Genomic DNA, 22978 nt, shown 5'->3' on the forward strand with positions numbered 1-22978 from the left:
AAATATGTAACTATTCTTAGCTCATATGTAACAATATCTATAGAGAAAATACTGATCGGTGAGCATTAAAGTTGCCCAGCCATGAATTCCGAAGGTGAGGTATTAAACTCCTCCTTAAACATTTTGGTGAAATAGGAGAGGCTATTGAAACCCACTGCATAGGCGGCTTGAGAAGAAGTTTCTCCGGAGGCTAATAGTTTGGATGCCCGCTGCAATCTGAGCTGTCGAATGAATGCAGAGGTTGATTTACCAGTCAATGCCGTCAGCTTTCTATGCATCTGCATTCGACTAATGCCCATTCGCATGCACAACTCTTCTACATTGAACTCTTCGTTGTGCATACTGCTTTCGATGGTGGTAATGAGCTTTTTGATGAAGATTTCATTCACACTTGTGATCACAATGTCCTTTGAATCTAAAGAAATGATTTGACTGAACTTATCCTTGAGCTTTTTCCTCAACTTCAATAGGTTTTCCGTTCGGATCTTAAGCTCTTCGGCACTAAATGGTTTGACGATGTAATCGTCAGCTCCTGAATGCAGCCCGTGAAGTTTATCAGCTTCATCTGCCTTAGCCGTCAACAGAATGATGGGAATGTGACTTGTGAGTTCATCCTCTTTTAATGTCTGGCATAGCTCAAATCCATCTGCATGCTGCATCATGATGTCGCTAACGATTAGATCCGGTAGCCTTTGCTTAGCAACTTCAATTCCGTTCGTTCCATCCGAAGCGTGAATTACCTGGTAGTCAGCTTGAAAGATTTCCATAATGTAATTGGCTACCTCTTGATTGTCTTCTACCACAAGCACAAGATCACCTTTGACTTTGTGGGGATCAGCATCATCCTTACCTGAATAAGTATTTTGTGGTTTTTCAGGAGGTGCTTCAGTTGGCTCTGCCTCAGCTTTTTCAAGTGGTAAGGACACAATAAATGTTGATCCTTTTCCAGGCTCACTTTCAATGGTGATGCTGCCACCATGGAGTTCTACAAGCTCTTTTGTAAGGGAAAGCCCAATACCGGTGCCTGAGGTTCTGTGCTGGTTTGCCTGATAATAGCGATCAAAAATTTTGTCAATTTCTTTTTCAGGAATTCCAAGTCCCTGATCCGAAACCTTCAAAATCAGCAACTTTTTTTCATAACCTGCTGTGAGTGCTACAGTAGAGTTATTGGATGTGAATTTTATAGCATTGGAAAGTAGGTTGAAGAGAATTTTTTCAAGTGCATCACTGTCAAATTTCAGCCATACTTCATCAATAGGTATGATCTCCTGAAGGGTGATTTGTCTGTTGTAGGTTAGGGAAGAAAATAGCGACAAAGTGACCCTTAGAAACTTCATGACATCACCGGGCTCTTTCTGCAGTTTGTATTCACTGGCTTCAATCTTAGATAAATCCAGCAGTTGATTGATGAGCCGAAGCAATCTGTCTGTGTGCCGTCTCAACACCTGCCAATCATCACTTGCACCAGATTGAAGATGCTTATCAATCGTACCCATTATCAAAGTGAGTGGCGTCCGTAACTCATGCGACACATTGGCAAATAGTTTAGACTTTAATTGATCAAATGCTTTGATCTTATCTGCTTCGATTTTGATTTGTATAGCTTGCTCTCTTTGCTGATCCGCCATTGCCTTAGCTACTTTATTGGCGCATAGTGAAGAGATAATTTTAAGCACGCTCAGATGTCGTTCAGTAAAAAAATCCTTATCAGGATGTTCAGAGTCAATTACTCCAATCACCTTCTTATTGTAAATCAGCGGCACTGCGAGTTCGGATAATCGACGCTGATCATCGGCTATGTATCTTTTGTCTATGGATGTATCGCTAACGCTAATTGCATCTCCCGTCTCGGCCACTCTGCCAACGATTCCTTTGCCCATCGGTATATCCAAGGGTTTGTATATTTCAAAAGCATAGGGATTCTTGCTTCCGAAGGCTGCTTTCTGAACAAGCAGTTGATTATTCTCTTCCAGAAGGTAGATGACACAATCTATGAATCCCAGCCGTCCGATACAGTTTTTAGCGACATCCCAGAGAATTTCATCCACCGTATTTTTTCCATAAAGTGATGAAGAGAAATAATGGATGGTACGTTCGATCTCTCTGCTGGTCTCGATCATCTCACGATTTTTCTCCAGTTGCTTACCGAAGAGATAGAAATAAAATATTCCAATGGTAGTAGACCCTAATACCGCAACAGATAAACTTCCATAATAGAAAAGCCTGCTTTCTGAGGCAGTTACGGGAATTGTATAAAGTGTAAAATCCGTTAATTCTAAAGCGATGAAAGTGGCTAATACTAAACCGATAAAGAAAATGAGCTTATACTTTTCCTCAAAATCGAAGACAAGTACCACGCTGAGCAGCACAGGAATCAGCATGAGGTGATGACCTGCGTCTCTACCCAAAGCGGACGCTACAATGAATAAATACGCGCAGGAGAGTACATACAGCAAAATTCGTGTTTTACGGTAGTGATTAAACTTCGTGAGGAGTAAGCAGCCGCAAAAGCTCAGAAAAAAAAGAAGAGCCACCATCCCCAGAAAAGCTTCCTTCTGAAAAAAGATAAATAGGTAGGGTATGGTAGTGCCCGCTGCTAATAAGGTTGAAATATTTAATAATCTGAATTTTCTAGACTGATCAAAAGTCATCGCAGATGAGACGCCTACATCCAATACATTGAACTTCGAAAAAAGCATGATTAAAGATATTTCTTTTGGAGTTAACACTTCATGTCTCCTTTCTAGTCCATTGACATCAGCTGTCTGACCTATTCCCGTCGCAATGAATCGACGGGATTGTTTTTCGAAATCCTACCGGTCTGAAAACTAATGGTGAGCACGGAAATTAAAACCAATGAGAGAGATGATACCAAGATGAGTCCTATCCCAATGTTAATTGTGTATGCGAACCCTGCTTTCCATTCCATTAATGCAAGATAACTCACCGGAGCTCCGACCAATACTGCGATAAAAACCAGAACTAGAAATTCTTTGCCGAGTAGTGCTAAGAGCTGTCCGAGGTTTGCACCCAATACTTTTCGGATACCAATTTCTTTAGTCTTTCGAACCAATGTGATCATGACCAGTCCGTACAATCCCAGAACTGCAATAATGATCGAAAGTGCAGCAAATACATTGGAAACCCTGCTTACCCGCACATCGTTATCGTAAAGGCTTCTTATCTCATCAGTCAAAAAGTAGTAATCGAAGTAATTACCTGGAAAATACTGGTCATATCTTTTTTCTACCGCTTCTACCAATGCCGGCGTAACATGGGAAGAGAGCTTAATCGAGAAGTTATTGCCGGTATTGTAATATGGAATCAGGAAAACAGGTTCAATTTTCTTGTGTAAAGATTGTTGATGGAAATCTTTAATTACTCCGATAATGGTCCAATCTTTATTCCAAAAATTAATGGATTGACCGATGGCATTTTCCGGTGAGTCAAATTTTAAAAGCGGTACTGCAGATTCGTTAATAATGAGATTTTTCACCTTATTTCCATCTAAATCGTGATCCGAAAATTCAAAATCTCTTCCTGTAATGAATTCAAGGTCATATAGCTCAGAAAACTCATGATCCACGTTGATGAAACTGGAAGTAAGATTCTGAGTTTCCGGATCCGCCTTGGAAGTAACCTGAAAGATTCTGCCCATTCGCGATCCAGGCACTCGATTCGAAAAAGTAGCCCTTTCAACACCTGACAGTGAACTTAAGCTCTTTTTAAACAGGTCAATTTTATTGATGAACGTGCTGTCCCAGTTGGTCATCACTGGTCCATAAACGACCATGGTATTATCCACATCAACACCCAGATCTTGATTGACCATAAACTCTATTTGTTTGGCTATCGCGATGGTACCTGTAATGAGAATGACAGCCAGTGAAAACTGGAAAACCACCATCCCTTTTCTAAGCCAGGCAATTTCGCCTTTGAGACTGAAACTGCCTTTCAACACATCCTGTGTACTAAATCGTGTAACAAGTAAGGCTGGGTAAAGCGCAACGAAAGCCAATGCTATAAGGAAAATACCAATCAATAAAAGGAGAGAAGGTATACCCCAGATAGAAGAAGTTAAGATGATAGACATGCTCAGGTTCAAACTGGTGAGATTGTTGAAAATTGGTTGTACTAAGAATGCCAGGCTGATAGATAAAACGAGTGCGATGAAATTGAGTAGAAGGGTCTCGGTGAACGATTGTCGGATGATTTGACTTTTTCTTGCGCCTACTGATTTGCGGATGCCAACTTCCTTTGCTCGTTGAATTGCTCGGCTTGTGTTCAAGTTGATGTAGTTGATCCAAGCAATCACGATGATGAATATGGCTATGTAAAGCATGAGCCACACGGTATTACCATTCGTTACCGCGCCAATTTCATATTCCATGCTATCATCCAGATGAACCACCTTGAGCGGCTGTAATGAAAATTTCTCGTCTCCGCCGGAAACCTCACCCTCTTTGAAATACCTTTTTCCGAAATCTTCTAGCTTAGCATTCAACGCGACGATGTTCACGTCTTCTTTCAGCTTGATGTAATGATAGAAATCTGACCACTCCCAGCTAGTATCTGCTCCTTCGCCTGCTATGGCAATGAATGACTTATATGAGGTGATGAAGCCAAATTGTAAATGAGAGTTTGCAGGTGGGTTTTCTAAGATTCCGGTAATCTTAAATGGCTTTTCATAGTTGAAATGGATAGCCCTACCAATCAGGTCGGTAACGTCTTCACCCTTTTTGATCAGCTTTTCGGCAAACCGTTTGGTAAGCACCATCTTAAATGCCGCATCCAGGCATTCCTCTTGCTGACCTTTGATTAGTTCATAATCAAAGAAGGTTAGAAAGTGCTCATCCGCGATTAGGTAGTCACCGGTGCGAAAGGTCTCATTTTCGTAGTTGATGAAATTTGATCCGCTGTAGGTCATTCGCGTGTACGATTCAATTTCGGGAAAGTCCGCTTTCATAGTAGGACCAATGGTAGGATAGGTGATTGCTCCGTGTTGAACCAATTCACCATTTTGGTAACGGTCATTTATGACCCGATAAATGCGGTCTGCATCTTCATTGAAATCATCGAAACTGGTTTCGAAAAGCACATATTGAAACATCAGTAAGGATACCGTCATACCCGCAACGAGTCCGAAGAGGTTGATGCCGGTGAATGTCTTGTTTCGTTTGAGGTCTCTGTAAGAGACCTTCAGGTAGTTTTGAATGAGAGCCATGTGATTGAGTGTTTTTGAGTTTTGTCTTTTTCTGAGTCGGTGGTATCGAAGAAATGCCAGTGCGTTGAGGAAGTAGTTGATTTGAGCCTTTCGTCTTCCTTTTTTTTCAAGATCAATGAAGAAGAGTTCCGTTAGATCACCTTCGATGGATTCCCACAGCGCTGATTTACAGCATTTGGAAAGAAGAGTGGTCAGTATTTTTGGAGGAGCTGCTTTCATTAGTCGAATGCTACTTTAGGTATCCCTGACCATAAATTTTCCCGCATGGCTCGTGACGTTTTAAGTGCTGCTTGCCCTGCTTTGGTCACTCTGAAGAGTAGTTTTCGTTTTCCACCACGTTCCGGTGTTGGGTCACTGTATCTGGATTCCAAGTAGTCTTTTTCATTGAGTCGTTGCAATACATTGTGTACCGTACTGATGGTAATGGTTCGGTCGCATTTCTCTTCGATCTCCTGTTTGATCAGGATACCATAGGCGCTATCAAAAAGGTTAGCGACCACCAGTAGTACGATCTCTTCTAGTTCTCCAAGGTTAGTTCCTTTCATTCCGATATTTGTTTGATGTTTTCACACAAGTTCATTTCTTGATTTTAGTTATTCTACCACCGCAGGCAAGATGTAGTTCTGTAGCATTTGATCGACCTGCGAATGTCCATAAGGTTGACCATACGCTGTTGCTGTTATGACAATAACGAGGGGCTGATCTTTGAAAACAATGATTTTGTTTCCACCATTGCCGCTACACAAAAAAGCTTCATAGGGTCGTTTATTTACAGTAAACGTCTGATTCCAGAATAAGAGGCCATAGGCTGTTTGATCCGGAGCTTCTGGGAAATAATTGGTCATCGTCCTTTTCACCCAATCGGAAGGTAAAACTTGCCTTCTTTTCCATATACCATTGTTCTTATAGAGTTGACCATACTTTGCAAAATCTAAGGCATTCATTTGCAAGCCGCCTGCAGTATTAGCTACATCCTGCGGCGTATACTGCCATTTGTAATTGGAAATACCCAGCGGCTTAAATAATTTTTCATCAGCATATTTCTCTAATCCTCCGGGAACGGATTTGTCTACGATATCACCAATAACAACTGCACCTGCAGTGAAGTAATCCCATTTTTCACCGATCTCCTTCATATCATCCATTGGTAAGTCCAAAGCAAACTTTACCCAATCATCGGTAGGGTACATGTTTTCTTCATTACCCGGTGAATCAGAATCTGAATCAGAACCCTCAAATCCCGAACTCATGGTGAGGAGGCTTTTCAGCGTTACGCGATCTTTTTTGGAAGAATAATTCGTAAATCTGGTCAGATCATAAAACTCACTCAGCGTCTGATTAAAATCTTTCAGATGACCTTCATCAATGGCAATGCCTGTCATAGTAGATGCAAAAGATTTTCCAACAGAGCGCGTGTCATGTAACGTCCTTCGATTTGCACCATTGAAGTATTCTTCGATGAGGAGTTTACCATTTTTGATCACGACGATGCTAGTGATGCTCTTGAACCGATTTTGAGCAATTTTCTCGTTTAGCGCTCTGATTTTTTCTTGCTCATATTGTGCGGATGATAGCTTCCAGTCACTGTTTGGTTGGATCGATTGAATGGCAATCTGCTCTTCGGATACCTTATCAAGTTCAGCCATTTTTATGTTGATTTCACCTTCAGCAATAATATCACCGACAATGATTTCACCGTTTTTCAGGTACGGACGTATTTCGATTTTAAGTACGTGAGTCCCTGTTTCCAAAACAGCTTCACCACCATTTCTATAATAAAACCGCATCCATAAAAACCGACCCCAGGAATCAATATTGGTGCTACTTAAAAATGGTTTACGGAGGATTGTATTTTCGTTTTTTTGCGCTGGAAGCCCTGCACCTAGATTGAGATTTTCTGTATATAATAAACTATCATCTACAATGAATGAAAACTGGAAATTCCCTTTTTGTATAAGTTCTTCAGCAGTTGATGTAGTGTCTAATTCATGCAAGTAATTAGTCAGAGAATTACCCATGAATGCAGTGAAATTTAAATCGGAACTTTCTTTTATCTCAAAAGAGGATAGAAAATCACTTTCATTGCAGTCTTTAAGCGGACGCGTATTTGACATAAATACGATTCGACCAACATGCCCTTCATGCATTGGTGTAGAGATGCCTTTATGGTTAACAAACCCTGATACTAGATTCGAAGAGGATTGCCCGCATGATGTTAAAACGATGATAGCATGTAGCATAAGAATGAATGGAATTTTTCTCATATTGTTTTTCCTTTATTTGAGTTAGTCAGTTTGTCAGTATCATGCGAATTTATTTATTCGACAAAACCGAAATTAATATATTAATCGTAAATGTCGAATAAATGGTTGCATAAAATTTATACAAGCACAGCTATCGTCGTACAATGGATCTAATAAAGCGTGCATTTGACGGATGAGAAGGGAGGTTTGAAACCTCCTTGGAAGTAATCATCTCCTGTGTAAAAATTGTTTCTCTTTTGAAGTGGCTTTTCGGAAGTCAAAGAGGAGTCTTTTTTGCTCAAAAGGAAGGGCTAGCCTGTGATAGTTATTTAGCATCCCAACTCTTTCAAACAACACCTTGCCATAATAGCTTTCACCAGGGTAAATGACCTTGCGAGTGAATAATTCCTTCGGTAAGTAGTCTAGCTCTGTTTCAGCAGTATGCCTGTTTTGCAGTGCTATGTCATTTAATATATCTGTGGCTACCAGAGTTGCGGATGTGGCTATGTCACGGTTCCTGGATTTTTGTGCATCGTCATGTGTCCAATGCTTTTTGTTGTTGTCAGAATGGTCTTTGATTGCATCGGCAGTGCTCACTGCCGCGCCTACTAGAAAAAGGAGAAAAGAAGCTGCTTCTGCCTGGTTTCTTTTTGATTTAAAAAACTGATTGACACGGGATGGCGTCATGGCGGAAGTTACCTCTTGATAGGTACGCACCTGATTTTTTGAGCCGTATGAAAGTCGATGCGAATACTTTTGAATACTATTCACATCAATGAAAATGGGCTGGGTACTTTTGTTTTCAATTTCCATCCCAAATACAAAATGATCTCCTTTAATTGCCAGATTTGAGATGGCTACCGTAATGGAATCAAGCTCGATGTATGCCTCACGATTGTCCTTTTCAATCGAGTAGTCATAAGGGACCAATCTGTTCGGTAAACAACCGATAAGCGTAAGAGGTAGTAATGCCAATATGAGTTTCATAATTGGTACTTTGCAATTATGAGGCCAGTCGCCATGTTTGGTAGGAATAGCTACCTTAATGGATTGAATAAATCATTTTTCAAGTGTGCAAAATTGGCCATAAGGCTAATCAACCTTTGATATTTTCTTCGGGAGATTAAAGAATGTAGAGAATGAAAAAGAGTTAGCCTCACAAATTTTTATGCTATGAATGACAAAATCGAAGTAAAAGAGAAGACGGTAAAGCGGATTGGGGGCTATTTGCATTGGGTAATTCCAATTGCTGATAAATCCGGCGAGATCATTAGTTACACGCTCAAACCATTGATGGTTGAGTTTAAACCTCGCGACATCATTCAGGTTGCTGTTGGGGCCGCTCTACTTGCACTTCCTATTTCCTTCACGGAAGAGGCTTGGGTGCTTGGAGAAACCTTACCATTTGCCAATGTTTTGGGTATAGGTATTGTTTCACTTTTGCTAATAGCTCTTTTCGTATACTTCAATTTTTATAGATCAACATTAAAGGGGCATGTATTCTCATACGTTAAAAGATCCATTGGCACTTATTTAATTTCATTGATAGTAGTTGCTTTGATATTAACATTGATTGAGAAATGTCCTTGGGGAGTGGATAATATGCTAGTGATTAAACGAATAATCATTGTGGCATTTCCTGCGTCGATGAGTGGTACGTTGAGTGATACGCTGAAATAAATAACACCTCATCCTAACCCATTGCTCGAAGGCTTCCAGCAAAGTTTAGTTAATATTGAGAGGAATCGGCATGCAACAATTGGGTAACATTGTTGTCCAGTTTCATGAAGTTGAAACCTGTCCAGAAAGAATCGGTAAAATCTTCCTTGGCCATTTCAAAAAAGGAGTCGTTGACGTCCATCATGCTAACATCCGATGGTATCTCTTCAATAACCGTAGACTCGTTGATCACAAGTAGAGCGTGATAGTTGTATGTATGATTGGTACTCGTGCCTTCAAACAGCACACTTACCAGATTAAAAATTCCATCCTTCTGTTCGTATTCTTCCGTCCAGGAAACCGATTCCCAGAAGGAGAAATCACTGATGATGGGATCGTATTCAATTTTTATTAGTGCAAAGGTCTCTTCATCAATGTAGAGCTTGCCCGTGGTATTTCCTTTGTTGTTGCCAGGCTCGAACTCCACGATCAATACGTCATGCTCTCCAATGGACGTAGCTCCAGCGTAAAAGAATTCATAGTTCTTTCTATTCTTCGCGCTAAGGAAGGATTTCTTTCTCCAGATGGAAGAATGCGCCATGTCACTAGCGTTTCCACCCAATACTTCATCAATGGCTTCAATCTTTTCGAATACTTTCTTTCTGGTGCGCAACGGACTAACCATAGGGTATGAGTTTTTATCCAGATTGCTAGGAGAGTAAATATCCATTATTCCTTCCGCTACATAGTATGTTTTCTCCCAATCCGACATGGACTCCTGATAGTAGCCAACCATGTGCTGCCTTTCCATTTCGTAGTTAAGGTGGAAGCGACCAAAGACTTCCATCATTATCGATGGGCCTGAAAATACTTCTACGTCCATCAACTGTGTTACGGAAGGTTTCAAAAACACCGTGTGGTATTTATCCAAATTAGAAATGGAAGTTGAATAGTTTTCGTATCCGATATAGGAAACTTTTAAGTTGACATTTTGCTTATTAAAATCGGCAGCACTTATTACGAATTCGCCATCAATATTTGAGACATTGATCACATCGCCTACTAAAACATGCGCAAACGGAATCGCTTCTCCCGTTTCGTTGTCTTTTACAATTCCCTTAATGATGTAGGCGGCGTCTGTCGAATAGGTAGGTGTTAGAGCTAAAAAAGCTAAGGCGATAAGAATAGGCTTCATTAGTAACGTGTGATTTATACCTATAAAGGTATAGATAAAATACCTATGTATAACTACGTGTTTTTACATTTTTTATCAAATGATAATATTTCTTTGACGATACCCCTTTTCTAACGCTGAAAACTAATTGAGGGTAATGAATTTGAGCCATTCATCAAGTAGAACTCATGAAATCATTGAGAATAAATTAGCTTTAAAGAAATCACTCTTTCACACGTCAGTTATGATTTTTCAAGTTTTTTTGATTTCGTTCGGTATTAGCTTGTTGGGAACCATTCCACCTGCAACGATTAACATCACCGTAATGCAGCTTTCGCTAAAGAAAAGAGCGAGAAGCGCATTCTTCCTTTCATTAGGAGCCGCAATTTTAGATACCATGTATGCTGGCCTTGCGGTTAAAGTTCAAAAATTCCTTTCTGAGCAAATTGAGGTTACCAATTATTTCTACCTAATAGCAGCGTTAGTTTTAATCGTTTTGGGCATTGTATCCATTTTGGCAAAACCAGCTAAAGTGGAAGTGAAAATCAGTGACAGTCAAAAGGTTGGCTTTGTAAAAGGAGTGGTCCTGGGTGCGTTAAATCCATTGGCCATGCCATTTTGGTTAGGAGTGACCACCTACTTGCAGCTTCAAGGGCTCATCAACTTGGAAGGCATCAATTACTGGAGTTACATTCTGGGTGTGTTTTTAGGCGAGCTTACTTTACTTGCCGTGGTGGTCAAAGTAGGTAGTCGCTTCCAAACTGTTGCTAACAATCGAACGATCGTTAACCTGATTCCGGGAATTGCCTTCGTACTGCTAGGAGCGATTAATCTATACCAATGGCTATCATTTTATATGTGAAGAAGGGGTAAACAGAACGAGCGTGAAATCAACAGTTCAGTTGAAAACCATCCGCTCGAATGTTATTTTATGTCTGCAGATGTTATTAACTGAATCTAATGGGTTAATAGAAGTATCTTTAGTGTATCCACGCGAATCAAATAGGCTTTAACACAGATGGTAGACAATCAGCACAGTGGTCATGTTTAATAGGCATATAAATGAAGGCGATTAATGGCCGACTAAGGAAACTAACAGCAGGAAAGAATTTCTATGAAAAAAGAGCTTACAGCTAAGGGACTAATAAAGGACATCTCGTTTATAACGCTTGGAATACTTTCGGCAGGATTTGGACTTAAGGGTTTTCTTTTGCCCAATGGATTTATTGATGGAGGGGTTACTGGCATCTCCCTTTTGCTACAAGTAATTTCTGGTTATTCACTATCCATACTCATAATAGTCATCAATTTGCCTTTCATTGTTCTGGGTTATTTCCAGATAGGAAAATCTTTCGTGGTGAGAAGTATCATTGCCATTATTGGTCTGGCCATTGCCATTGAAGTGATTGATTATCCTACAATCACCTCAGATAAGCTCTTGATTGCAGTTTTTGGAGGCTTTTTCCTGGGAAGCGGAATCGGACTCTCCGTAAGAGGTGGTGCCGTTCTCGATGGAACGGAAGTGCTGGCGATTTACCTGGGAAAAAAAACAGGACTTACAATTGGTGATCTTATCCTTTTATTCAATTTGTTGATTTTTTCAACGGCTGCTTACCTTATTTCCATTGAAGTAGCACTCTATGCGATCTTAACTTACCTGGCAGCATCGAAGACCGTGGATTTTGTTGTTGAAGGGGTTGAGGAGTACATCGGGCTAACTATCATATCTAAGCGAAGTGAAGATATCAGAGTCATGATTATTAATAAGATGGGACGTGGTGTGACGATTTATAAAGGGAAGAGTGGTTTTAGTAAGGACGGGGAAAATCTTACCGAAACCGATATTGTTTATTCTGTAATTACACGGTTGGAAATTGCCAAATTCAAGAAGGAAATTGAACGAATAGACCCTGCAGCTTTTATCGTAATGAGTAGTGTGAGAGATCTGAAGGGTGGAGTAATTAAAAAGCGAAAATTTAAAAGCTAACACCTTTCAAGAAAGCCACGAAAAAGAGTTTTCGCGATCTTACTTCCACGCCTCAGTTTCATTTTCCATGATCCCATATATCGCATGATCTTTTCCTTTTTCCAGTGCCCACCCAGCATTTCCATAATCGAAATGCCAATATTCTTTTAAGTCTACGACAAAGTCTTCCTCTTCAAATAAGTGGATTAGTAGTGCTCTGTTTTCCTTTGCTTCATCGGATATTTCTGGATGATGGGGATAGCACTTTTTGTTGAGGTTGATTTTTAATCCGTCGTTTGTACCAAAATTCATTACACAATCTTTCCTTAAATCATAAATCAAGGCATCGACAGCCCCACCAGTTGTATGAGTTGATTCTCTTTCCGGAGCAATGAAGTAGGAGACCAGTGTATGAAGATCCTTTGCAGCCATTTCGGGATGTTTTTTCTTATGTGCTTCCATATTGGTTTCCCAAAGGATTCGCTGATGCTCGAATGACCTCCATGCAGATCTGATGATCAATCTTTTGTCTTCGGTTTCGAGAAACTCGCCAATGCGTTCTATTTTTTCAAAAATCGGTTCTCTTACAAGGTATTTGTAACCTTCCATTATGGAGGGTTCATAAATCAATTTCACCCCGGCATCTTTAAGACTCTTCATCGGAGTCTTGTCGTCCTTAATCTCAATGCTAGGGAAAAGTTGCTTGTGGCGCATGTCTTTTTCCTCTACCATTCGGCAATATTCGGCGGTCGTTTGTTGTTTGGACATATCGTTTGGCTACAGTGGTTGAATTCATGACAGAGAGCAATGATCCATAATTGAGGTCAAAAGCTACAGTGTCTCCCACTTTCAATTTTGTTTTGTTTGTATTAAGAATGAGATGATCACTACTGGCACCAAGTATAGTCATGCCCGGTGGAGGGGTGAGACCTTCGGTACGCACATCTTGCTTTCCAATTCCCAATATGGCTCTTTGGATATGACCATAATCTTCGAAAACGGGCTCATTTCCGAAAGCATCTAGTCCTATTTCACCGTATGGTATAGAAGGTTTGACTCCAGACTCAATCACCTCTGCGCACAAGGTAAATGCGTCTAAAAACAGGTGGGGAATGGGCGCTTTTTCCAAGGGCTCACTCCCAAGAAATATAGACTCACCTATACGGAGGTTGTTAATTCTACCTGGATCATCCGTACGCTCAAACCAGTGGTAATTTGCAGAATTGCCTCCTGAAACAATTGGCAATGAAATATGGAATCGTTTTTCAAGGTCGTTTGCGATGGTGGAAAGCTGTTGCATTTTGCGAACATCAGGCTTCACGCCTCCAAAACACGCCAGGTTTGTCCCTACGCCAGCCAATTCTATTCCTTCAAGTTTAAGAATACTGCGAACAGTTTCGTTTAGGTGAATGGGTAGTACGCCCTCACGTAAATCTCCCAACTCGATCATCAGGATAATTTTGTGTGTTGTTCTGTTTTTTATTGCAACTTTTGAAAGCGCTTGAATAGTGGAAAGTTCAGAATTTAGGCTCATGTCTGCATACTTTACCACAGACTCTACCTCACTAAGCAACGTTCTGAGTAGAAGAAATTTGGCCTCTACACCGTCACACTTCATTCTTTCAATATTCGTAATTCTCGAATCTGCGAGATAATTCAGACCATTCGTCCTCAGAATGTTCGCTATTCGCGAATCTCCACACACTACTTTGGTGACTCCAGTAATATGGACTCCCTTCGTCTCATAGTGTTTTTTCAAGGTTCGAATATTATGTGCAATCTTTTCAAGATCTATCGTTACTTCTGGGGTTGGCAAGCTGCCTCCTTTTCCTGTTGCAGTGAAGGAAACAATTTGACTAAGATGTTTACAAGCTTATCACATCCATGTTTCAATACGTCAGCAGTTGGAAGCATATATTCGTTCTCGTAGGCCATGACCACATCGTCTACCTCATCATCAGTCATATCTTCATGATTGACAGTGATAGCGATGACTCGTGAATTTGAAAAAGATTCGATCAGTTTAATCTCGCTCGCAATCGAGGGCATGGGTATTTTGGGATAGTCGCATCGATGAACCCTTTTAGGGGGGTGTTGGACGATAAATGCATTTGGCTGTGCACCATTGATGATCGCACTCGATGAGGTGAAAGCAGGATGGCTAAGAGCCCCTTGTCCTTCTACAACAATAATGTCAGGATTTTCTTTTTCTACAGCCTGTATGATGGCATTTTCCACTTCACCAGTTGAATACCCGGAACTAAGCACATCTATGGCAATACCATATTTTGAACCTTGTAGAAGTCCCGTCTGGCCGGTGGAAATAAAAATGGCGTTTACTCCTTGCTGCTTTAATGCCTTTACCAACTTTACTGCTGTTGTTCTTTTGCCAACCGCACAGTCCGTACCAAAAACGGTAACTACTGGCGTTTTGATATCGTTGATTTTACCAGTAAAAATGTGCAGGTCTTTTCTTGCAGGGGGCTTTCTGATGTCGTTTATACTCACACCATACTTTGTGGCATTTTGCATAAACTCCTTATCCTCAGAGAAAAACTCTGGTAGCCCATTGACTATATTCATACCCATTTTCATGGCACGAATGATTACCTTCCTTTGATCTTCGTTGAGGTTGGGATCCAAAGGAGCTATGCCATATATAAAATATTCCGGGATGTTATCCAGCAATTCAATGGCGTCATCCACACTACCGAAAACCGGAATCCCATTCTTTGTACCATCTAAGCACTCTCCGGCATCAAGTCCTCTTTTGGTGCTGTCTATCACACCGATGATGTTGTACTTTTCTGAATGTCTAATTAGACCATTAGTGACCTTTCCATCAATCTTGCCCAATTCGTTTTCACTGTATACTAATGCAGTCACTTTATGTCTTTTATGTTAAAAATTGATTGAAACGGTACCCAACATTCTTAGAAAGAAGATAAAGCGGAGCAAGCTTCCTTAGTCGGCAGCATTTATCTCTCTTTCGAAGAAGGCAAACTCCTTTCCTGAGGTATCCCTGCAGTAGTAGATTCTATCCACGTATCTTCTCACCTTCAGCTTCAATGCTGGATTGGATTTAGGAGACACTTGATCTCCTTCCTTGTAGCTATTTGTTGATAATGCTCTTGCCATGTGAGTTGATAACGCCATTCGAATTATATCGCACGGGAACAACATCAAAGGATCTGATCAGCTTAGGGGCTAAGAGATTTTCAATGCGCAGAATGAGGTAATAAATTTTTGAATAGATGTTTTTCATGTCTTTTTTCTAATGGATGGGTTACAAATCGCTAGACCTTTTCTGCTTTCTTTTTTCTTCTTTTGCCGCCCTTTTTTCTTTTAAGGTTTTTTCTGGAGCTTTCTTTCCTGTTTTCTTTTTACCCTCCTTTTCTTTTGACATATGCGTTTGATTTGTATGATAAGAGATGATAAAAAGGACAGGATGCGTTACCTGCCCTTTTTATCATCTTAATAACCTATAATGAGATTTGAATTTGTTAGAATTCTAAGCAAAGGTGCAGATTAACTGTGCTTAGAGAGTTACATTGTGATAACAACGTGTTACACATTTCACACATTGATTAACACGTATTCTATCATTAAATCTTGCTAGCGGGTTCTTATAAAAAAGCGCCTTCTCTAACGATCCTGATGAAGATTATGACAAAGAATGCAATGATTAACCCGATCACAATGAGGGTATGAGTAACTCCCAAGTAGCCGAAAAAACCTATAATCCACACAATTATGGTAAGCACAACTGTGATGTATTGTAGCTTTTTCATTAGGCTCTTTTTGTAATAGAAAAATGGATCAGTGGTCAAAGGTGAGGTCTTGCAATCGCTAATTCCTTACATGACTTCATGAGTTTATTACATATATCTCATGTTTTCGCCATAGGGGAGGTGTACCCAAGTTTAGGCTATAGATCTTCAAGATTTCTCTTCCGTTTTTCTTTTACTTGCTTGTAAAAAGTAGGCGTTAGTCCTGTAATTTTTTTGAATTGATTGGATAAATGAGCAACGCTGCTATAATGAAGTTTGTGAGCAATTTCAGAGAGCGTTAGCTCGTCATATAGCAGTAATTCTTTCACTTTTTCGATCTTATGAATAATGATATACTGCTGGATTGTCACACCTTTTACTTCTGAGAAAGTGTTGGCTAGATAAGTATAATCATAGCCCAATTTTTCACATATATAGTCTGAGTAATTCACTTTTGGTAGCTCATCAGAATAGTGAATCATTTCCGTTATTACATTTTTGATCTTCTCTATTAAAATACTTTTCTTGTCTTCAAGCAGTTCCAGGCCAGATAGCAATAGATTTTTGCGGAGTTGATTGCGTTGATCTATGGTAATGTTTTCCATTACTTCAACGACACCAAGATCAACTGTTGCATACTTGAGCCCCAACTTTTTCAACTCTTCCTTTACCATCATTTTACAGCGAAGGCTGACCATGTATTTTATGTATAGCTTCATTTGAATAAATTCTTAAGTGCTGAACGAGAGATGTCGATGATTGAAGGCATACATTCTGCATGACACTTGCAGAATAAGAAGTGTAAAGATATCGTTTTTTAACCGCTCTTATCTTGAATTCGGACTGCAATTTGTTGTTAAAAAAACAGACATTTGGTTAATTAAGATTAGCAGAATTATTGAAAATTAAGGATTCTAAGAAAATCATGGATAAGGATAAAAAGGTCGTTTTCGATATAGTTAGTGCGAGTAGTTCAATATAGATTTATGCGAAGATCATCTTCACAAAACGAAAGAAATGAGCAACGATTATTACCAGACCAAAGCATCTGTTGACGAATACATTAAACATGCAGAAGGGATTAATGGAGCAGATTTAATTGAAAAACTCAAACGATTCCTTCCTGCCGGTTCAAAAGTGTTGGAGCTAGGAACAGGTCCTGGGGCGGACTGGGAAATTTTAAGCGCTGACTACCAAGTTACGGGCTCAGACTTCTCTAAAGAATTTTTAAAGCGTCTCATGTTAAAAGAACCCAATGCAGAGTTTCTGGAATTGGATGCGTCCAGCATAATAACGGATAAGAAATTTGATTGCATCTATTCCAACAAAGTATTGCATCACTTGAAAGATGAGGAGTTGGTTAAGTCTATCAACCGGCAGAGAAAGGTGCTTAAGCCAGCTGGAATCGTTTGTCATTCGTTTTGGAAAGGACAAGGCTCAGAAGTTTTCAATGGCTTGTTTGTAAATAATCACCAAAAAGAAGAGCTCATCAGTTACTTTGAAGTGTTTTTTGATATGCTACTGATTGAATTATACACTGAATTCGATTCAAATGACTCGATACTTTTAATTGCACAGAAGAAAAGCTAGAAAGCGCATGGATGCAAGCTTGTTGCCGCCTATTTACTCACCAACTTGATTATCTCTACATCTAAGGCAATGGCAATTCTTTCAAGCATACCAACGGAGATGTTGTGTTTAGCATTTTCTATGTATCCCATGTACGATCGATCAATGTTTGCCTTGTGCGCAAGTTGCTCCTGAGTAATACCCTTCTGCTTTCGTATTTCTACGATATTGGCAGCAATAACTTTCAGGATGGCGGCTTTTTGATTGTCCACGATTAGCAAATTTGATTATTGCTAAACTTGAGTAATTCCGTATATTTATCCACGGAATATATTCGGTATTTAATTCATATTCATGCCTAAAGAAATTATGCTTTCGCATAAACTCACCGAACACCTGGAACACCTGTTGACTGCCTCACCACCGGCTGCACTTCGGAAAAGCCTGCTGCGTGTCAACTTGCAATACATCGTTTTTGAGCATGAAACACTGCCCTCAGATTTTGAATCCATCGCCTGTGACTTCCAGCTATTGATAGAGTTCTTTACCCAGGCAGAAGAACTGATGAGCTAATGCTCTTGAGAGTCATGCCGTGCTTGACACGGTATCTTCAAGTGTAACTGCCCTAACTTCTTTTCATCTGTTTAGCGATCCTCAATGTTCAAATTGCCAACAATAGGCAATTTGATTTGAGAAGGATGTTTCGCAGAATGATGAATGGTGTTATGCGCAACTATGCCTTCAGTTTCATCATAATTATTGCCACCGGTATTTAGATTTCTCATAAATCTTGGAAAGTTGCTGCTAGACACCTCTATGCGTATGCGATGACCTTTTGCAAAGTAATTACTTGTGGAAAGAGGAGTGAGGTCAATTTTATAGGTTTCTCCTTCTTTCATGAATACTTCTTTATCGTATCCTTCACGATAGCGCGCACGCTGGATTGTTTCGTCAAGGTTGTATGCGGTGCCATCAGGGTAGACATCTATCAGCTTAATGGTGAAATCAGTATCCTTTACATCCGATGAAACATACAGCGACATTTCTATGAAACCAGAAACTTCTATCCCTTCCGTCAACGGTTCCGAAGTGTAAACAAGAATATCACTTCGTGTTTCTGTTTCTTGCTGATCGCGAGCCCCCGTTTCCATCGAATTCCCCATGCAGCAAACATTGCCACCATTAGAATAAACAGGATTGTTAGGATCGTAAGTATAGTTGTCCTGGGTGGGTTGTGACGGTGGGTTTAGCGATAGCTTACCATCTCCAAACAGGCTATTTGCATTGCCATCGCTATCTAAGTAAAGGGAGGTCATTTTTACATCCTTTGGTGGCCATGTATCGGATGATCTCCACTCATTTTTACCCATCAAATAGTATTGGACACGCGGTAGTTCTTTCAGAAAATCGCTTTTACCGTCTTCTTTGAGCCAGTGATCAAACCACCCATAAATCATCTCATCATAATTGAGCCTTGCGTCGCCTACGCTTAGTTCGCCCACCATCGTGTTCTCGGTAGCTCGTTTGTAACCACAGTGCAGCGTCGGGGCGATTACCAAATACTGATTGTCTGCCACCTTCTTGTCTGGATGATTCCTCAAATGATTGAAGAGCGCCAGATTGGGACTGACCGAAACATCATACCATGAGACAAACCAAAAACTGGGCTTTTCCATTTTCATGTTATCATGGTAAAGGCCCCCTTCAAACCAGGCAGGATCGTTGGGTTTGCGCCGAATCATTTCATCAAATATTTCTTTCTTGCCTCCCATGTTTGCCAGCATATCCTGTACAGGTAAATGAGACATAGCAGCCATCATATCTTCAATCTTTGGGTTCTCAGGTGCCAGGTCATAGAATTTAGATATCCGGATAAGGTCTTCCTGACTAGCACCTGCAGGTATTCTAGGCTTGAATTTATCATGCTCAACACCGTACAACCAGGAAGCGAATAACATTTGAAACACTCCACCTCTATACCAATTACCTTGTTCATTGAAATCCCCTACCGTCCCAATCCCAGCACCATAACCCATGGGCACCATAGCCGCATGTGAAGGGTGGTCAAGAGCAGCAACGGCCATTTGCCATTCTGCTGTGGAAGAGCAACCGAGCGTGCCTATTTTCCCATTACTCCAGTCTTGATCCGACATCCATGAAAAGGCGTCATAGCCGTCCGTCAGTGGCACCCCAAGGATGTCCCACTCCCCCTCTGAATAGTAGCGACCTCTTTCATTTTGCACAACATATGCATATCCTTTCTTTACTGCCTCCAGAGCTTGCTGGTAGGTTCGTGTTCGCTCTTCACCGTCTCCCCAGCTATTAAAGTTGTAGGGTGTTCTTGAAAAAATGATCGGAACCTTCTGATCCGTTTTAGGTCGATAAATATCTGTTGCAAGTCTGATCCCATCCCGCATGGGCATCATGACCTTTTGATCAATAATGGCAATTTCTTCAAGCTGTTCTCTGATAGATTGTCCATAGAGATAGCTTGCGCTGAGAAGAAGTAAGAAAGGAATAAGTATTTTTTTCATGATTTTGATAGCCTTGATAGTACTTACAAATTAGTCATTTTACCACGAACTTGTTGATTTGTGCGCTTGAAATACTTAATATCAGAACCTTCTTGAGTGACGAAGAGGGTGAGAGTGGGAGAGTCAATGTCCTCCTAACGAGTGATTAGGTTAATACGACAATCTTACCTCTTGCTTTGTTATCCTCCATGTATTGATGAGCTTCAGCTACCTGATCAAGGCTGAATATGCTATCGATGTTAAGCTTTATTTTCCCATTTTCTATTTCATCGATAAACTCTTGCAAGAGCTCTTTAGACAGGTTCTTTGATTCTCCCATATAAACGGTTAATCTCCCCAGCGATGGAATATCTCCCATTGGGGTAAATTCTTTCATTGTCCATTCGTTTCCGAGTATTCCTGTCATACAAACCAAACCTTTTGGAGCAATGCATTTCAAAGAATCTTTCAAAGTGCTTGTTCCAATTAACTCAAGCACTTTGTGTACTCCATCTGGAAATAGTGCTCTTACTTGATCTTCAACTAGACCCTCATCAATGGCTATGTGATCCGAACCATTGTCAAGAAGTGATTGCTTTTTAGTTGGATTTCTGGTTGTAGAAATTACCGTTAGTCCTTTTATTTTGGCTAGCTGGCAGGCCAGCATCCCAATTGAAGATGTGCCACCCCTAATTAAAAGAGTTTCTCCTGATTGAATATCAAGTGCCTGATTTAGTGAACCTGATACGGTCTGAAACATCTCAGGGATAGCACCTAGTATATCCCATTGTAAACTGCTTGAGAAAGGGAAGACTATTTCGAGTGGTACAGAAGCATATTCAGCATACCCACCATCGAAAAACCTACCCATTCCGCCCATGATGGCAGCAACTTGTTGACCTTTCTTATATATGCCTGATGGATCTTCTTCTACAATACCAACACATTCAATTCCCTGAATACAGGGAAATTCTACCCCTGGTGAATCACCTTTCCTCGTGAAAATCTCTGATCGATTAAGGCCAAAAGCCTTGACTTTGATTAGTACCCAACCTGATTTAACCTCTGGTTTAGGTACTTCTTTTGTCTGAATAACCTCAGGATTTCCTGTTTGGGTTGTAACTGCAGCTTTCATGGTTATGATTTGGGTGCTGTTTTATTGAACATATACCTTGCAATCTTCCACTCATCATTCACTTTTTCAAATACAAACAACTCTCTATTTGCTTCTGGGATCGTGTCCCCTGTGGCGTGAATAAGCGTAGTTCCTTTTGAGTTGGTGACTGCAAAAGCAAAGTTATTTTCCACTTCAATTTCGTCAATGTAAAACTCAATATTGAGCTGAATCTGCGAAAAAATAAATTCGTAAGATTTTAAAATATCATTAGAACCAATAGCAGATGGTGCCTCTGTAGGCATGAAAACCCCATCCCTGGTATAAAGACTCTGAGCCAATTTTGAATCAGAGGTATTCAGTGATTTTTTATATTCACTCAAAAGAGCTTCAATTTTTTGCTTTTCTTCTTTTTGCATGATTTCTATTTTTTCAGTTAAACTTTGACTGGACTCCTGACTCTTATTTTCACCACAAGCCATGGCCAGGAAAAGGGCCAATACAGGGACAGGTAATTGTTTCATTTCACTTCGATTTATTTGAAGTAAAATTCCAGAAACTGAATCATGTCTACCTATAAGGTAGCTTAAGAAAGAATCTTAAAGTAGTTTAAGCCTTTGTCATGCGTTTCCGGATCGTACTTAAGAATTCTGGCGTGACACCAAGATACGAGGCTATTTGTACGTTTGAAATTCTATTGAAGAGACTGGGGTAGCGCTTCATGAAATCAATGTATCGTTCTTCAGCGTTGGAACTGCTATTTTGTATAATTCTACGCTGCGAGCTAACCAATGCATTCTCAGTGATGACCCTAAATATTCTGTTGAACTTTGGGAACTCAACAAACATTCGGTTCTGGTCTTCTTTTTTGATTTGGAGAATTGTAGAGGGTTCAATGGCCTCTATGTAAAGCTTGCTGGGTTCTCCACTATGAAAACTGCCTATGTCTCCAATCCACCAATCTTCAATGGCGAACTGAAGGTTATGTTCTTTCGCATTTTCATCAACGTAATACATTTTTAAACAGCCTTCAACCACAAAGGTGTTGAGTTTGCAAACGTCACCTTCCTGTAAAATGAATTGCCTCCTTTTGATCTGACGAGTGGTGAATACTTTTTCAATGAATGACACTTCCTCATCACTCAAGGTTAGATGTCTGTTGAAGTATTCGATTAAGGACTCTATTGGCATAATCAAATTTAAGATTTGAAGAGATCATACCTGCATCTTCACACACATTTTTCATGACGTTTGCCTGGATTGAAAAAGCCAATAAGCTGTTGATTTTCTATCAATTAATAAGCCAGCTAAGCGGGAATGGGATAGACTTACCTTAAGGAATTGACCGAATTCTGCATGATGCCGTCAGACGACCTGAATTTGACGGAGCTGTAGCAATCATTGGAAGTGTTAGCGAATCTGATAAGTTATTGTATGAAAACCATTCTTACATGAGGAAGATGTCTGATCTTAGCTACTTTACGTATACAATAATGAGGACAGTGATATAATTAATGGTATGGGTGAGCTTTTAGACAAACAACACAAATTCTACATTCGCAATGAGCAAGAATTATTCGAAAAGTATAGAGGGCAATTTATAGTCATTCATGACGAGCTCGTAGCAGACTCATTTGGATCAGAAGGTGATGCCTATGTTTATTGCGTGAAGAATTTTCGGATTGGCACCTTTTTGATTCGCGAAGTAATTCGTAATGGAAGTTCGAAAATTTAGCACTTCAAGAG

The 22978-nt window shown here is 40.2% G+C and carries 23 protein-coding genes; 6 read left to right on the forward strand and 17 right to left on the reverse strand.

The window, feature by feature from the left end; genetic code table 11:
* Positions 1 to 65 precede the first annotated feature (65 nt).
* From ABJF57_RS16960 to ABJF57_RS16980, 5 genes are all read right to left on the reverse strand, one after another.
* Positions 66 to 2699, reverse strand: coding sequence for an ATP-binding protein (locus ABJF57_RS16960; protein WP_462232526.1), 2634 nt, complete (start codon positions 2697 to 2699; stop codon positions 66 to 68).
* Positions 2700 to 2770: 71 nt separating this feature from the next.
* Positions 2771 to 5443, reverse strand: coding sequence for an ABC transporter permease (locus tag ABJF57_RS16965; protein WP_462232527.1), 2673 nt, complete (start codon positions 5441 to 5443; stop codon positions 2771 to 2773).
* Positions 5443 to 5769: a PadR family transcriptional regulator gene (locus ABJF57_RS16970; RefSeq protein WP_462232528.1), complete on the reverse strand. Its 327-nt coding sequence runs from the start codon at positions 5767 to 5769 to the stop codon at positions 5443 to 5445. The genes ABJF57_RS16965 and ABJF57_RS16970 overlap by 1 nt, the downstream gene beginning before the upstream one ends.
* A gap of 48 nt (positions 5770 to 5817) precedes the next feature.
* Entirely contained in the window at positions 5818 to 7488 is a 1671-nt protein-coding gene (locus ABJF57_RS16975; RefSeq protein WP_462232529.1) for a serine hydrolase domain-containing protein, read from the reverse strand.
* Positions 7489 to 7695: 207 nt separating this feature from the next.
* Complete coding sequence (locus ABJF57_RS16980; protein WP_462232530.1) at positions 7696 to 8454, reverse strand: hypothetical protein; 759 nt, start codon at positions 8452 to 8454, stop codon at positions 7696 to 7698.
* 186 nt (positions 8455 to 8640) lie between these two features.
* On the opposite strand from ABJF57_RS16980, the gene ABJF57_RS16985 reads away from it, so the two are divergent.
* Complete coding sequence (locus ABJF57_RS16985; protein WP_462232531.1) at positions 8641 to 9147, forward strand: DUF2391 family protein; 507 nt, start codon at positions 8641 to 8643, stop codon at positions 9145 to 9147.
* A 49-nt stretch (positions 9148 to 9196) separates the two neighbouring features.
* On the opposite strand, the gene ABJF57_RS16990 is transcribed toward ABJF57_RS16985, so the two are convergent.
* A complete protein-coding gene (locus ABJF57_RS16990) occupies positions 9197 to 10321 on the reverse strand; it encodes a carboxypeptidase-like regulatory domain-containing protein (protein WP_462232532.1) in 1125 nt (374 codons plus the stop codon).
* Between the two features lie 223 nt (positions 10322 to 10544).
* On the opposite strand from ABJF57_RS16990, the gene ABJF57_RS16995 reads away from it, so the two are divergent.
* Both ABJF57_RS16995 and ABJF57_RS17000 read left to right on the forward strand, forming a co-directional pair.
* On the forward strand, positions 10545 to 11162 hold the full coding sequence (locus ABJF57_RS16995) for a LysE family translocator (protein WP_462232533.1): 618 nt from the start codon (positions 10545 to 10547) through the stop codon (positions 11160 to 11162).
* A 252-nt stretch (positions 11163 to 11414) separates the two neighbouring features.
* Positions 11415 to 12287: a YitT family protein gene (locus tag ABJF57_RS17000; RefSeq protein WP_462232534.1), complete on the forward strand. Its 873-nt coding sequence runs from the start codon at positions 11415 to 11417 to the stop codon at positions 12285 to 12287.
* 39 nt (positions 12288 to 12326) lie between these two features.
* Here the strand turns inward: ABJF57_RS17000 and ABJF57_RS17005 are convergent, their stop codons facing one another.
* The 6 genes from ABJF57_RS17005 to ABJF57_RS17030 all read right to left on the reverse strand — a co-directional run bounded on the left by ABJF57_RS17005 (position 12327) and on the right by ABJF57_RS17030 (position 16755).
* Complete coding sequence (locus tag ABJF57_RS17005) at positions 12327 to 12998, reverse strand: M15 family metallopeptidase (RefSeq protein ID WP_462232535.1); 672 nt, start codon at positions 12996 to 12998, stop codon at positions 12327 to 12329.
* Positions 12955 to 14082, reverse strand: a complete 1128-nt coding sequence (locus ABJF57_RS17010) for an alanine/ornithine racemase family PLP-dependent enzyme (RefSeq protein ID WP_462232536.1) — start codon at positions 14080 to 14082, stop codon at positions 12955 to 12957. Before ABJF57_RS17010 ends, ABJF57_RS17005 begins: the two co-directional genes overlap by 44 nt.
* Positions 14064 to 15152 carry a DUF1611 domain-containing protein gene (locus ABJF57_RS17015; RefSeq protein WP_462232537.1) on the reverse strand — a complete coding sequence of 363 codons (1089 nt, stop codon included), beginning with the start codon at positions 15150 to 15152 and terminating at the stop codon, positions 14064 to 14066. Before ABJF57_RS17015 ends, ABJF57_RS17010 begins: the two co-directional genes overlap by 19 nt.
* Positions 15153 to 15230: 78 nt before the next feature.
* Entirely contained in the window at positions 15231 to 15404 is a 174-nt protein-coding gene (locus tag ABJF57_RS17020; protein ID WP_462232538.1) for a hypothetical protein, read from the reverse strand.
* Positions 15405 to 15892: 488 nt separating this feature from the next.
* Positions 15893 to 16057, reverse strand: a complete 165-nt coding sequence (locus ABJF57_RS17025) for a lmo0937 family membrane protein (protein ID WP_462232539.1) — start codon at positions 16055 to 16057, stop codon at positions 15893 to 15895.
* Positions 16058 to 16194: 137 nt separating this feature from the next.
* Positions 16195 to 16755, reverse strand: a complete 561-nt coding sequence (locus tag ABJF57_RS17030) for a helix-turn-helix domain-containing protein (protein WP_462232540.1) — start codon at positions 16753 to 16755, stop codon at positions 16195 to 16197.
* 298 nt (positions 16756 to 17053) lie between these two features.
* Here ABJF57_RS17030 and ABJF57_RS17035 point away from each other — a divergent pair, with 298 nt between their 5' ends.
* Entirely contained in the window at positions 17054 to 17626 is a 573-nt protein-coding gene (locus ABJF57_RS17035) for a class I SAM-dependent methyltransferase (protein ID WP_462232541.1), read from the forward strand.
* 29 nt (positions 17627 to 17655) lie between these two features.
* On the opposite strand, the gene ABJF57_RS17040 is transcribed toward ABJF57_RS17035, so the two are convergent.
* Positions 17656 to 17877, reverse strand: a complete 222-nt coding sequence (locus tag ABJF57_RS17040; protein ID WP_462232542.1) for a helix-turn-helix domain-containing protein — start codon at positions 17875 to 17877, stop codon at positions 17656 to 17658.
* An 82-nt stretch (positions 17878 to 17959) separates the two neighbouring features.
* Here ABJF57_RS17040 and ABJF57_RS17045 point away from each other — a divergent pair, with 82 nt between their 5' ends.
* On the forward strand, positions 17960 to 18178 hold the full coding sequence (locus tag ABJF57_RS17045) for a hypothetical protein (protein ID WP_462232543.1): 219 nt from the start codon (positions 17960 to 17962) through the stop codon (positions 18176 to 18178).
* Positions 18179 to 18249: 71 nt separating this feature from the next.
* Here ABJF57_RS17045 and ABJF57_RS17050 read toward each other — a convergent pair whose 3' ends face one another.
* The 4 genes from ABJF57_RS17050 to ABJF57_RS17065 all read right to left on the reverse strand — a co-directional run bounded on the left by ABJF57_RS17050 (position 18250) and on the right by ABJF57_RS17065 (position 22423).
* Positions 18250 to 20139 carry a CocE/NonD family hydrolase gene (locus ABJF57_RS17050; RefSeq protein WP_462232544.1) on the reverse strand — a complete coding sequence of 630 codons (1890 nt, stop codon included), beginning with the start codon at positions 20137 to 20139 and terminating at the stop codon, positions 18250 to 18252.
* Positions 20140 to 20284: 145 nt separating this feature from the next.
* Entirely contained in the window at positions 20285 to 21253 is a 969-nt protein-coding gene (locus tag ABJF57_RS17055; RefSeq protein ID WP_462232545.1) for a zinc-binding alcohol dehydrogenase family protein, read from the reverse strand.
* A 2-nt stretch (positions 21254 to 21255) separates the two neighbouring features.
* Entirely contained in the window at positions 21256 to 21756 is a 501-nt protein-coding gene (locus ABJF57_RS17060) for a YybH family protein (protein WP_462232546.1), read from the reverse strand.
* Positions 21757 to 21841: 85 nt separating this feature from the next.
* The gene (locus tag ABJF57_RS17065) at positions 21842 to 22423 is read right to left on the reverse strand and encodes a Crp/Fnr family transcriptional regulator (protein ID WP_462232547.1); all 582 of its coding nucleotides are present in this window, start codon (positions 22421 to 22423) and stop codon (positions 21842 to 21844) included.
* A 328-nt stretch (positions 22424 to 22751) separates the two neighbouring features.
* On the opposite strand from ABJF57_RS17065, the gene ABJF57_RS17070 reads away from it, so the two are divergent.
* Complete coding sequence (locus ABJF57_RS17070; RefSeq protein WP_462232548.1) at positions 22752 to 22967, forward strand: hypothetical protein; 216 nt, start codon at positions 22752 to 22754, stop codon at positions 22965 to 22967.
* Positions 22968 to 22978: the final 11 nt, after the last annotated feature.

Source organism: Ekhidna sp. (assembly GCF_039940915.1).
GTDB lineage: Bacteria > Bacteroidota > Bacteroidia > Cytophagales > Cyclobacteriaceae > Ekhidna.

Bases quoted from the DNA above. Each gene is read 5' to 3' on its own strand.
- ABJF57_RS17060 (WP_462232546.1), bottom strand. From the start codon at position 21,756: ATGAAACAATTACCTGTCCCTGTATTGGCCCTTTTCCTGGCCATGGCT.
- ABJF57_RS16985 (WP_462232531.1), top strand. From the start codon at position 8,641: ATGAATGACAAAATCGAAGTAAAAGAGAAGACGGTAAAGCGGATTGGG.
- ABJF57_RS16995 (WP_462232533.1), top strand. From the start codon at position 10,545: ATGATTTTTCAAGTTTTTTTGATTTCGTTCGGTATTAGCTTGTTGGGA.
- ABJF57_RS17025 (WP_462232539.1), bottom strand. From the start codon at position 16,057: ATGAAAAAGCTACAATACATCACAGTTGTGCTTACCATAATTGTGTGG.
- ABJF57_RS16970 (WP_462232528.1), bottom strand. From the start codon at position 5,769: ATGAAAGGAACTAACCTTGGAGAACTAGAAGAGATCGTACTACTGGTG.
- ABJF57_RS17055 (WP_462232545.1), bottom strand. From the start codon at position 21,253: ATGAAAGCTGCAGTTACAACCCAAACAGGAAATCCTGAGGTTATTCAG.
- ABJF57_RS16975 (WP_462232529.1), bottom strand. From the start codon at position 7,488: ATGAGAAAAATTCCATTCATTCTTATGCTACATGCTATCATCGTTTTA.
- ABJF57_RS17045 (WP_462232543.1), top strand. From the start codon at position 17,960: ATGCCTAAAGAAATTATGCTTTCGCATAAACTCACCGAACACCTGGAA.
- ABJF57_RS17050 (WP_462232544.1), bottom strand. From the start codon at position 20,139: ATGAAAAAAATACTTATTCCTTTCTTACTTCTTCTCAGCGCAAGCTAT.
- ABJF57_RS17070 (WP_462232548.1), top strand. From the start codon at position 22,752: ATGGGTGAGCTTTTAGACAAACAACACAAATTCTACATTCGCAATGAG.
- ABJF57_RS17005 (WP_462232535.1), bottom strand. From the start codon at position 12,998: ATGGTAGAGGAAAAAGACATGCGCCACAAGCAACTTTTCCCTAGCATT.
- ABJF57_RS16960 (WP_462232526.1), bottom strand. From the start codon at position 2,699: ATGCTTTTTTCGAAGTTCAATGTATTGGATGTAGGCGTCTCATCTGCG.
- ABJF57_RS17000 (WP_462232534.1), top strand. From the start codon at position 11,415: ATGAAAAAAGAGCTTACAGCTAAGGGACTAATAAAGGACATCTCGTTT.
- ABJF57_RS17020 (WP_462232538.1), bottom strand. From the start codon at position 15,404: ATGGCAAGAGCATTATCAACAAATAGCTACAAGGAAGGAGATCAAGTG.
- ABJF57_RS17065 (WP_462232547.1), bottom strand. From the start codon at position 22,423: ATGCCAATAGAGTCCTTAATCGAATACTTCAACAGACATCTAACCTTG.
- ABJF57_RS16980 (WP_462232530.1), bottom strand. From the start codon at position 8,454: ATGAAACTCATATTGGCATTACTACCTCTTACGCTTATCGGTTGTTTA.
- ABJF57_RS16965 (WP_462232527.1), bottom strand. From the start codon at position 5,443: ATGAAAGCAGCTCCTCCAAAAATACTGACCACTCTTCTTTCCAAATGC.
- ABJF57_RS17030 (WP_462232540.1), bottom strand. From the start codon at position 16,755: ATGAAGCTATACATAAAATACATGGTCAGCCTTCGCTGTAAAATGATG.
- ABJF57_RS16990 (WP_462232532.1), bottom strand. From the start codon at position 10,321: ATGAAGCCTATTCTTATCGCCTTAGCTTTTTTAGCTCTAACACCTACC.
- ABJF57_RS17035 (WP_462232541.1), top strand. From the start codon at position 17,054: ATGAGCAACGATTATTACCAGACCAAAGCATCTGTTGACGAATACATT.